At 55.8% G+C, this 8,408-nt stretch carries 8 protein-coding genes and 1 pseudogene; 7 read left to right on the top strand and 2 right to left on the bottom strand.

The annotated features are described in order from the left end of the window. The 5 genes from HDF16_RS29670 to HDF16_RS32330 form a co-directional block, all read left to right on the top strand. Positions 1-204, top strand: a 204-nt coding sequence (locus HDF16_RS29670) for an IS30 family transposase (RefSeq protein WP_184224496.1), incomplete at its 5' end; no start/stop codon positions are given. A 183-nt stretch (positions 205-387) separates the two neighbouring features. Next, on the top strand, positions 388-1,245 hold the full coding sequence (locus tag HDF16_RS29665; RefSeq protein WP_221313421.1) for a hypothetical protein: 858 nt from the start codon (positions 388-390) through the stop codon (positions 1,243-1,245). 123 nt (positions 1,246-1,368) lie between these two features. Next, positions 1,369-1,770: a hypothetical protein gene (locus tag HDF16_RS29660; RefSeq protein ID WP_184224492.1), complete on the top strand. Its 402-nt coding sequence runs from the start codon at positions 1,369-1,371 to the stop codon at positions 1,768-1,770. Between the two features lie 393 nt (positions 1,771-2,163). Next, positions 2,164-2,610 carry a hypothetical protein gene (locus HDF16_RS29655; RefSeq protein WP_184224490.1) on the top strand — a complete coding sequence of 149 codons (447 nt, stop codon included), beginning with the start codon at positions 2,164-2,166 and terminating at the stop codon, positions 2,608-2,610. 182 nt (positions 2,611-2,792) lie between these two features. Further along, a complete protein-coding gene (locus tag HDF16_RS32330; protein ID WP_184224488.1) occupies positions 2,793-3,113 on the top strand; it encodes a hypothetical protein in 321 nt (106 codons plus the stop codon). 88 nt (positions 3,114-3,201) lie between these two features. Here the strand turns inward: HDF16_RS32330 and HDF16_RS29645 are convergent, their stop codons facing one another. Together HDF16_RS29645 and HDF16_RS29640 are read right to left on the bottom strand one after the other, a co-directional pair. Further along, the gene (locus HDF16_RS29645) at positions 3,202-4,716 is read right to left on the bottom strand and encodes a UvrD-helicase domain-containing protein (RefSeq protein WP_184224486.1); all 1,515 of its coding nucleotides are present in this window, start codon (positions 4,714-4,716) and stop codon (positions 3,202-3,204) included. A gap of 326 nt (positions 4,717-5,042) precedes the next feature. After that, a pseudogene (locus HDF16_RS29640) lies at positions 5,043-5,213 on the bottom strand (ISL3 family transposase); the annotation flags it as partial. A gap of 417 nt (positions 5,214-5,630) precedes the next feature. Here HDF16_RS29640 and HDF16_RS29635 point away from each other — a divergent pair. Both HDF16_RS29635 and HDF16_RS29630 read left to right on the top strand, forming a co-directional pair. Beyond that, the gene (locus tag HDF16_RS29635) at positions 5,631-7,118 is read left to right on the top strand and encodes a hypothetical protein (protein ID WP_184224484.1); all 1,488 of its coding nucleotides are present in this window, start codon (positions 5,631-5,633) and stop codon (positions 7,116-7,118) included. 8 nt (positions 7,119-7,126) lie between these two features. Continuing rightward, a complete protein-coding gene (locus tag HDF16_RS29630; protein ID WP_184224482.1) occupies positions 7,127-8,011 on the top strand; it encodes a hypothetical protein in 885 nt (294 codons plus the stop codon). Positions 8,012-8,408 lie beyond the last annotated feature (397 nt).

Genomic DNA, 8,408 nt, shown 5'->3' with positions numbered 1-8,408 from the left:
CCGCAGAGCCCCTGGCAGCGCGGCTCCAACGAAAACACCAACGGTTTGCTGCGACAGTACTTCCCCAAGAAAACCGACTTGTCCGGCTACTCGCAAGCCCACCTCGATAAAGTGGCTCGGCAACTCAATCAACGTCCCCGGAAAACTTTGGACTTCGATACTCCCGCTAGTAAACTCCATGCCAGTGTTGCAGCGACCGGTTGAGACCGCCCCGTTTTGCGCGAACTTGCCTATCATTTGATCCTAATGGCCCATCGCTATGGTCCGTACGCAGTGATTCGAACGTCTGCACAGCAACCTGTCATCGAGCGACTGGCGATCTGACTTAAATGGGTCATGGTGATTCGAGGAAAGCTGAGCCACAATCTTCACAGAGAGCAAGGAGCGATGGTCGAATACATAGAACTCAGGGTATGGGAGGAAAACGCCCATCTCATCTTTCGCGAAGACGAAGGAGAGAAACTTAGCTGTGGGCTCACTCGCAAAGTAATCCTCGATGTCGACGACCACCGGCTGCCCGAGATAATTAGAGTTCACAATCAACTGAGAGCCGAGCGGCATTTTCTCTACGGCGGGCACTTCCTTTGCCGCAAGTACAAGTCATCCGAGCTTGAAAAAGCCGAGTTCTTGACAATGTGGATAGCCCCGTCCATACGCGAAGCGGGTGAAGATTATGGCACTGTCTACGACGAAGAAACAGCGTGCCCACTCTGCGGTTCGGGGGCGCATCAACTCTCTGCGTTATTCCTAAACCTTAATAAGATCTCACGTTCGAGAGATTTGCTAGGAACAGACTCTGCAGTGGAGAAGGTCGTTTCGCAACGGTTCCTGGAGTGCGTGCGGGACGAAGAGTTAACCGGGTTGGATTTCCGTCCAGTGCACGCCCCTGTTCGAGGTGCGAAGTTCAAGTCCAGGAAAGGTACAGGCGGCCCGTGGCACCAAATGCTGGTTACCTCACAATCGGTGAGCGTCGTGCCTCCGACACGACTTGGTGAATTAATGGTCCTTGACCTGCGCCCTGCATGTCCTCTGGGTCACTGTACAGATCGGTGGCTACTCTCCGAAGTGACCGCCGAGAAGTCCGGCTGGGACGGAGCGGATGTATTTCAGAGCTTGCAGCGCTTTGGGATACGGCAAGAACATCGCCGCCCGTACACAGCCCTCTTCTGCACGCAGCGCTTTCGCCAGATGGTGAAGCGCAGAGGGTTGAAAGGCGTGACGTTTGAGGTCGCTCATTTGATTTAGCAACCTCACATGCAGGGCTATTCAAGGGGACATCCGGGACGGGTCCTCGCTGACTCCTCGAAAGTCGTTGTTTGCGGAAACTTCGCCGGTCGGGGCGGTACGGCGGAGTCGAAACTTCCGCTAATGCCGTCTCTCATGCTCTTGGCAGACCAAGCCCTATGGCGCAGCCTCTGGGATAAACTTTCTGGCATAGAGATGGATCTCCAAACTGATATCGACGGTATTAGGGCAAAAGTCGCCACACTGGAAGCCGCCCGAGATCGCACTACAGTTGCGGGCGTCAAGGCAGAGATTCAAGCTGAAATTGACCAATGGATACTCATTCATGCTCATGTCCTACTATCAACGCGCTTTGCCAGTCCCGAAAAAGCCTTGGAGGATCTTGCGCCGGAAAAACCTGTTGCGAGTCCGCGCACGGACCCTGTTCATCAAGTCAGCAGTGTAAAGCGGTGGATCGTCATCGCGTTCACGCTCGGTGTAATCGTTGGAACTGTTGCCCTTTGGCTTCTTCTACGAGTGAAGTAAAAGGATCCCCTCTGCCAAGCGTCCGACTTGCTCGAAAGTCGGTGTTAGCGGCAACTACACTGCCTGAGCCGTCCGATTGGGTCGAGTTTGGTCGAACGCCGCTTCGTGAAAAGCGACGTCGTGTGTTGCTGCGATAGCATGGCTGGGATGGCACATATAGCCAGGACCGTCGCGACTGCCATCATTTTTCTTGTCCAAATCGGCTGGTTTGTACGTGCTTACTCCCGCTTCATGTACAAGCATCAAACGCCAAAGGCTAAAGTGACGACACTGTTCAACGGGGAAAAATAGTCAATCGGGTCATGTAGCTCCGACTGGGTCTCGATCTTCCCTGGAAGTCGATTTCCGGGAAGGAAGATCCAAGGGACGTCGGTCGACGGTTAGGATCTAGGAATGCCAGGACCAGAACTGAACATAATTGGCGTATATCGTCCGCAGATAAGCGCCGAGACTTGGAATGAGCAACTGCGAGTGACAGACGACGAAGCCTACACGAAGAAGCATTTTGACGAGCTTGTTCTCATCGAAGCCACTGTGAACGGCCTAGAGGAACCTTTTGACATGGGCGAGTTTGGACAGATGCAGGCTGAGTTTCCCGATGATCCAAAGCGGATGCAAGTGGGATACGACGAGGGCTTGCTCTCGGCAGACGGTGAGACCCTCATCGACCGCAAGATGAACTGTGTCCACGGAACCGGACCGCAAAGGTTTGCCGTTTATCTACACATGTTTGACCCTCAGCGTCCCTTGAGATGGCAGTGCGGCGAGGTGATGTGTCCATCGGTGCAAGACGTGCCCGTACGGCTTCTACTGCTCATGCCGTATACCGCTTGCAGCTAATCGGTTCGCAGAAAACGGGATTGCGGAAGTTTCGGCTCCGCCAAATCGGATCGCTCGTTGCAAGAACGGCGCTCTCGGCAACTTACCACGGCACTATGTCATTCTTCAGCAGGGATTGAAAGCTCAAATTCGGTCCAGGAGGAGAGGAGCATGATCACGGCGAGTGTCATGGCAACAGCGAAATGATCGGTTGGAAGTGGTCGGCGAAGGAAAAGCTTGTCGCTCGCAGAGCTTTCAACATGGCTTTGGACAGGGAATTGGCAGCCGTCACCCAGGAGGTCAAGCAACGGGCCGAGCGAATCAAGGAAGCATCGGATTTATGGGAGATGGAAACTTGGCTTAGCGGGCAGCGAGAACGGATCGACGGTACCTTCGACTTCCGCTACTCTGTTCTAGCTCGAGTCTTTGCCACTCTAGTGCGAGAGCGTCGACTTAGTCTAGATGAGTTGCACGGTCTCGCTCAGGAGAAGTTAGACACAATCGAGCGATTGGCCCAGACCTGAAGACCACTCACCGCGGCTCTTAAATTATGAGCAACTGAACCAGACGACTCCTTGAGGATCGATCATCTGCACGGGCTTGCTCAGCCCTCTAAGGTTGAAGGGTTCGCCCGAGTATCTCGGTGGTGGTGTTGCGGATACCGAAACGCTTTGCTACCTCGCGTGGCAGTTGTACCCCGAGTTTTGCTCGGGTCGCGGCGACATACAGCAGTCTGGCTTCTGACGCTGTGGCCTTGGCAACCTCCGCTGACCCGAGGCGTTTCGCCCTCAGAAAGCCGGCTTCAAAATCAGGGTCGAGATACACGTAATCCCGCTCTCTTCCTTTGGATCGATGAGCAGTCGAACAGATGACCTGCGCTGTCGACTCATCGGACTCACATTTAGAGAGCGCTCCCAAAATACGAGTCTCGTCGTGTTCCTGAACGAGATTGACCAGCGGTCGCAAGCCCTCACCCTCGGGCCGATTGCTGAAGCTCATCACGTCCTTCCATCCTTGGAACCCGATTAGTTCTGGGGATTGCCCAGGTTGATTTTGCTTCACTCGCTGCACATCTGTAAGGACACGCTCCAAGTCTTTCGTTCCGCCAACCACGGCACACCGTAGGTTTCGAGCAAGGCACCTAAGGACGTTGGACATCACCGCTGCATTGCTGCGAGCAAGTATGGCGTCCGGCTTGACGCGACCGATGTGAGAGGGGACAGATGAAGAGCCACGAAGCGGCTCTCGCGAACCCAGCGTGCGAAGTACGATAGTCGCCGCCGCCGCGATCTCGGGACCAAAACGAAAGGACTGCGACAGTAAGCACCGATGGCGCGTTTGTACCTGGTCCATTGCGTTCACAGCCCCGCGCCATTCGTAGATCTGCTGATTCGCGTCGCCCACATAGACAATCTGGCACTCTGATCGATTCAGCACTTCTAACAAGACTGGGTTGAGGTCCTGCGCCTCGTCGACCATGATGTAGTCAGCCTGTGCGTGAGGATTCGACAGCGCCCATAGTTTCAGATAGCCATCGTGCCCGAGAGGCAGCCCCTTGGATCGATCGAGCATGTTCGACCAAAGATATCCAAGGTGCTCGGCGACCTGTTTCGCAAAGCTTTCGAACTGTTCAGAGCCTAGCCGCTCAAAGGCCCCATAACGGGGGACATGCAACGTCGAGGGAGCCGCATCGCGACTCTGGAGGAACAGCTTCAACCCGTCGCGGAGGACGGCAGCGTAAGACTTCTGCTCAAGCACGACTCCTGAGTGGAAGGTAATCTCTTCCGGCAGACGAAATGCCTGGAGGATCAGGTTTGGTGTCAGGCCTTCTGTGAGCTTCCACTCTGGATAGCCCAAGCTCCTTCGGACTGCCCGGAACGCGATCGAGTGCGTAGTCGCACATTTCACATGCGCCGGGAAGCGCCCACGGGCCTCGGAGGCAATCGAGCGATTGAAGGCTAAGTAGAGAGCCGGAGAGGGCTTGCTGCCAGCCAGCATCTTCAACGTAGTTGTTTTGCCCGCTCCCGCATAGGCGTCGATCCGAAGATTCCCGCCAGCAAGAAAGAGCTCGACTGCGAGGCGCTGCTCAGCGACGGGCTGAAACGAGGGAGTATCTGATTGCAGCATTCATGACTGATCCTATTCGTTTCATTGCGGAGTGCGGCCTCGATCACTAGGCCTTACGTACGCCCCAGCGATTCCAGTGCCATATAAGATGATCATCACGACGATTGGCTGGTGCAGCTAGGGAGGGATTGTGTTTGTTGTACAGTTTTCTGCCCGATAACAGTTTGAAGAGAATAGCTAGCCGTAAAACTAATCGTATAAATTATTTACAACGTCCGATAACGTTGATTATATATAGTGAATTTTTTAGCGCCGGATAGAAATGGTTCTGGCGCACATTTGGTGATGAACGATTGTGCCTTTTCGTTGCCATTCAGAGTAGGTTTTCAACCCTGATTCAACACCCGCAGTCGCAGCAGATTGAAGCCGGCTCTGCCGTACATCTGGCGCTTAATGAGCTTGAGCCTGTGTACTTGCCCTTCAACATGACCTTGGCTCCACGGCAGTCTAAGAGCTTCGCGTACGGCGTCGATGTCCCGTTCAAGGCCAGCTGCGAAGCTTTACCTATCCCGTGTCGTCCGTTACCGCTTTGCCTCGGCGACTTGCTAATCAGGTGAGCAGTAGCATTTCCTATCTCCGTCAACGTAGTCGATGCGAGAGTAGTCGTTGGCCGGCGATGCTTTTGCAGGCCCAGTCACATCAACGATCACCTGCAGCTTACGCATTACTTTTGTAGACACGTCCGCACCACCAGTAAGGTGCTAGGATGTCATCGATTCTTAGCCGGTTTTCGTAAGGAAAGATTTAAGTACATGCTCCTTGATTTGATGTATTCTTGCGCCACCCTGCTCCATCGGCTCTTCCTGCGCTAGATTCTATTCGCAGTCCGTTTCCAGACCAGTCTGGAAGCAGCATGCCATGACAGGGGTAACAACGACCGACGATTGCAGCTGGCGATCTGGCTAGGAGGACCGATGGTTGTCTTGAACAAGCCCGAGCGACGGGGTGCGGTGTTGTTCGCTTTACTGGTCTCCGTGAGCGTTTCCTGTCTCGGCCAGGGCAATAGTCTCCCCAGGCAGGTGGTGATTGCGGCGGATTGCGTAAAGGGCGAGACGGCGGAGGAGTGTGCCGCACGGAGGGCAACGGATAGCGGGATTGGTGTGGGAAATGCTTTCCTTGCCCTTCCGAATCCGAACTATAGCCGTGCCCGGACCGCGTGTGAGTCCGCTCTGGTGACCGCACGAACGGTGGAGCAGCGTCAAGCTGCGACGGCATGTTTTTCGACGGCGACGAGAGGCATCCATGCGGAGCAGCATCGGGAGATCGGCATTTCGCTGCGTGACATCGATACGGCGCTGTGGAAAAAAGACTTTGCACATGCCGCTAGCTTGAGCGACGCGCTGCGCAAGCAGTACGCGTCATGGCCGTCCGAAATGGACGGGCCGAACGAATACATCACCGATCAGCTGCAGATGCGCCCCGGCGATTTTTCCGAGCATCCGGTGCTGTATCCCAAGCTGAAGGCGTTCGGGACGTGGGTGCTCAACACGATCAATTACCTGGTGAGCGTGCTGAAGTACGTGGTGTACGTGCTAGGAATCGGCGTAGGTCTATGGCTGGTTGTTCTGGCGATAGCGACCAAGCGCAGGAATGCGCGTGAGAGTTGCCAGGAGCGGGACGGGAAGAACGGCAGGACCGGATGGCGAGTGTGGAACATCACCGACAAAGACGGTACGGGCGCGGCTGGGGTGATCATGGAGGCATTGAAGCTCGGGAATAATACTCTGCTTCGCGACCACTACCTCCATCAGTACGTAGCGCCGTCGTTGCTGCTCTCCCCGTTGCCAGCTACGGAGCAGGAACCTGGCCAAGGCATCACGATCTGGTGGAACTTTCTTGCGGGCCGTAAATGGAGCTGTCCGATCGAGACCGTGCCCGTGGCGGAGATGGGGCGGCACACCTTCTCGTTCGAGGAGGCTCTGGACGACATCGACCTGAAAGTGGCGGGGACCGACATCCGGGGAGTATTTTCCGCGTACCGAAGCCTACGGCGCTGGTATTACCAGGGCTACCCCGAGCTGCAAGCCACGGTGGGGAGCTCCGGCGAAGACAAGGATAAGGTGGCGACGATTCGCCTGACGTGCAACATCGAGCGTGGCTGGGGCGGCACGGCGGCAACGACTCCCTCGGCTGCTGCTGGGAGTGCGCGTACGAGCGTCGCCGCGACGGCGGCGTCAGTGGCTGCCCCACTAACAGTTGGCGGCGTGGCGGTGCAGACGAACACTATCTCAGTGTTTGCCTCGTCGGAGCCGCAGCGTTTTGCTGATCATTTGGGGTTGGCGGCGCATCGTGCGGCATTCAAGCTGTTTTATCGTCTGGCGGAGCCTGGGATTCACCCGGATCATGTTGGTGCCGTTGCCTCGTTTTTTCAGGGGATGAGTCTTCTTCTGCTGTTACTGTGAGGTCCTCAATGCCAGAAACACCTCTTTCCTCCGCAGCCGCCGAGACCAGTGCGACGGAGCCGGAGCGCACCACCGAAGAGCGGCAGGAATCGCTGCTGCGGCTTGCGATTCGCAGCCTGCGAATCGGCAAGCAGAACCTGCAGGACACGCAACTCTCCTGCGATGCGCGTGCGATAGGTTTCTTCGAGGGCATTGCGCTGACGTTGCGCAAGCCGGAGAATGCGGCGAAGGCGGGCGCGGCGGCCAGCACGGAAGAGTATCCGGAGGACGACCCGCTGCTACACTTTCGGGTGGCCGCGTCGCTTTGCCAGGAGCCTATCTCCGACAGGGATACCGAGGGAGAGAAGGCGCACAAGCTGCTTGGGCTGGAGGCAATGTGCAATGTATCGACGCTGCAGCAGCAGAGAGTCATCCGGGATCGTGAGCTTAAGGATGGATGGATGCTAAGCGAGATCGAATATGAGGGCGTTTCCGAGGCGGTTCGCGGATATGAAGAGGTTTTGAGCAGAACAGCGGGGTGCCCAGAACCGGATAAGATCCGAATCGACCTGAACGTTAGGCTTGGCCTGCTCGTCTGCACATTTGCGGTGTGGAGCAGCGCGCGGTCGAAGGAGGTTCCAACTAAGGAGCAGAAGGCAGAGTATGCCAGACTGGCGGCAGCGAATCTACTAAGCATTCTTGATACCGCGGAGCAGCATCTGAAGCTCACCGAGTCAACGACTAAGAAAGAGCCGTTCGGCGGACTTTTCCCGAACCTATCCAAGTGGTTCCGGACGGTGGAGGGGCATCGCAATACGGCAGGATGGCAGATTGTGCGGCAGGTTCGCGTATTTCATGACAAGGTCGCGGCGGTGTTGCCTCCTCCGCCTCCAGATCCACCTGCAGCAGCATAACCTGTTCGATCATTCCCGCGATTGCGACTCCGGTTGAAGAAATGACCAAACCTGCATCTTCTTAGAGTGTTCTGCCCGATGCTTTTATAGTGGTTTGATGATGGGAACTGAATTCCAGGAGCTTGAAATGCTGAGGAGCCAAGGACAGCAGTGCGGAGCAAACGGTGAACCGGCCCGCAAGACTGAAAATGCGTGGAGCCAATACCGAGAACTTGGCTTCCGGATGTTACTCCCGATCGCTCCCGAATCACAGCTATTCCAAAGTTGATTTTAACTAGCGCTAACAGGCCAATGCGCGTTTCCAGCCGAGTGCCGCTTACTTTAATACTCGGCGATTTCGCATCAACTGAGTGTCCGCAGCTTACTGCTCAGAACGCCGTTTACTGGGATGAAAGAG

Origin of the sequence: Granulicella aggregans (genome assembly GCF_014203275.1) — a bacterium.
In the GTDB taxonomy this organism is placed as follows: domain Bacteria; phylum Acidobacteriota; class Terriglobia; order Terriglobales; family Acidobacteriaceae; genus Edaphobacter.
The sequence above is the reverse complement of the archived record's forward strand: the minus strand, read 5'-3'. Positions and strand labels throughout refer to the sequence as shown.

Bases quoted from the DNA above. Each gene is read 5' to 3' on its own strand.
- HDF16_RS29635 (WP_184224484.1), top strand. From the start codon at position 5,631: ATGGTTGTCTTGAACAAGCCCGAGCGACGGGGTGCGGTGTTGTTCGCT.
- HDF16_RS29655 (WP_184224490.1), top strand. From the start codon at position 2,164: ATGCCAGGACCAGAACTGAACATAATTGGCGTATATCGTCCGCAGATA.
- HDF16_RS29645 (WP_184224486.1), bottom strand. From the start codon at position 4,716: ATGCTGCAATCAGATACTCCCTCGTTTCAGCCCGTCGCTGAGCAGCGC.
- HDF16_RS32330 (WP_184224488.1), top strand. From the start codon at position 2,793: ATGATCGGTTGGAAGTGGTCGGCGAAGGAAAAGCTTGTCGCTCGCAGA.
- HDF16_RS29660 (WP_184224492.1), top strand. From the start codon at position 1,369: ATGCCGTCTCTCATGCTCTTGGCAGACCAAGCCCTATGGCGCAGCCTC.
- HDF16_RS29665 (WP_221313421.1), top strand. From the start codon at position 388: ATGGTCGAATACATAGAACTCAGGGTATGGGAGGAAAACGCCCATCTC.
- HDF16_RS29630 (WP_184224482.1), top strand. From the start codon at position 7,127: ATGCCAGAAACACCTCTTTCCTCCGCAGCCGCCGAGACCAGTGCGACG.